We start from the raw sequence: 1,460 nt of genomic DNA, 5'->3' as shown, positions 1-1,460 counted from the left end.
CCCGTTACCTTCTTGGTGATCCCGCGTGGGCGGGGTTGTGGTCGCTGGGTCCGGCATGACTGTCTGCCCCTGTCGTTGATGATCCGGGGGGTGTTGTCACCGGGTTCCAGTGGCGGTGGGCGACCGCTGATAGGGACAGGACCACCCGGGTCCGGGTAGGCCTCTTCGTAACGTGGATGCCGGCGACTACCGCCAATGACGAGCGGCCAGCGGCAACGAGGAGTGAAGGAGGCCGGGCCGGTGAGCCAGGTCAGCTACGCCGTCTTCCTGGGCCTGGACGTAGGCAAGGAAGAACACCACGCCTGCGCCCTGAATACTGCCGGGGAGCGGGTCTATGACAAGGCACTGCCCCAGAGCGAGGCCAAGCTCCGCGAGGTCCTGACCGAGTTGTCCGAACGCGGGCCGGTGCTGGTGATCGTGGACCAGCCTGCCTCGATCGGCGCTCTGGCGGTCACCCTGGCCCGGGCGATGGGCATCGACCTCGCCTACCTACCGGGCCTGGCGATGCGCCGTATCGCTGACCTCCACCCCGGGGCGGCCAAGACCGATGCTCGTGATGCCTTCATCATCGCCGAGGCCGCCCGGACCATGCCCCACTCGCTGCGCCGGGTCAGCACCGATGACGAGGCGCTGGCCGACCTGGAGGTCATCATCGGCTTTGATGATGACCTGGCCGGGGAGGTCACCCGGATCACCAACCGCATCCGCGGCCTGCTCACCCAAGTCCACCCCGCCCTGGAACGCGTCCTGGGGCCGAAGATCCACCAGCGCGCCGTCCTTGAGCTCCTAGCCCGCTTCGGCGGCCCCCAGGGCCTGAAGGCCGCCGGGCGGCGCCGGCTGACTGCCACCGTCAAACCGCGGGCCCCGCGCTCCTACACCAAGCTGGTCGAGTCCATCGTCGAAGCCCTCGACCAGCAGAGCGTCACGGTTCCGGGCACCCGGGCCGCCGAGACCGTCCTGCCCCAGCTCGCCCGCCAGCTCTCAGGACTTCTCGACCAACGCGCCACCGCCGCGGCCCAGATCGAGGACATGCTCGATGCCCACCCTCTCTCAAAGGTCCTGACCTCCATGCCCGGGATCGGGGTCAGGACCGGAGCCAGGATCCTCCTCGAAGTCGGTGACGGCTCAGCATTCCCCACCTCAGGGCACCTGGCCGCCTACGCCGGCCTGGCCCCAACCACCCGTCGCTCGGGGACCTCGATCCGCGGCGAACGCCCCGCCAGAGGAGGGAACAAGCAGCTCAAACGAGCCTTCTTCCTCGCCGCCTTCGCCTCCCTGTCAGACCCCACCTCCCGGGCCTACTACGACCGCAAACGCGCCCAGGGCAAGAGACACAACGCCGCACTGGTATGCCTGGCCCGACGTCGCATCGACGTCCTACACGCCATGCTCCGCAACGGCGCCTTCTACGACCCACCCACCCCCGCCGCCGCTTGACGGCAGAGATAGGGACACCCCCC

The 1,460-nt window shown here is 68.9% G+C and carries 1 protein-coding gene; it reads left to right on the top strand.

Going from position 1 to position 1,460, the window contains the following annotated elements; translation table 11 throughout:
• Positions 1 to 195: 195 nt before the first annotated feature.
• Entirely contained in the window at positions 196 to 1,437 is a 1,242-nt protein-coding gene (locus tag ACFSE6_RS18865; RefSeq protein ID WP_388011123.1) for an IS110 family RNA-guided transposase, read from the top strand.
• Positions 1,438 to 1,460 lie beyond the last annotated feature (23 nt).

The sequence above is a fragment of the Georgenia deserti genome, assembly GCF_042680605.1.
Taxonomy (GTDB): domain Bacteria; phylum Actinomycetota; class Actinomycetes; order Actinomycetales; family Actinomycetaceae; genus Allobogoriella; species Allobogoriella deserti.
Note: the sequence above shows the minus strand (reverse complement) of the source record. Positions and strands in the feature narration are given on the sequence as shown.

Excerpts from the sequence above, each read along its gene's own strand:
- ACFSE6_RS18865 (WP_388011123.1), top strand. The coding sequence starts at position 196 with ATGACGAGCGGCCAGCGGCAACGAGGAGTGAAGGAGGCCGGGCCGGTG.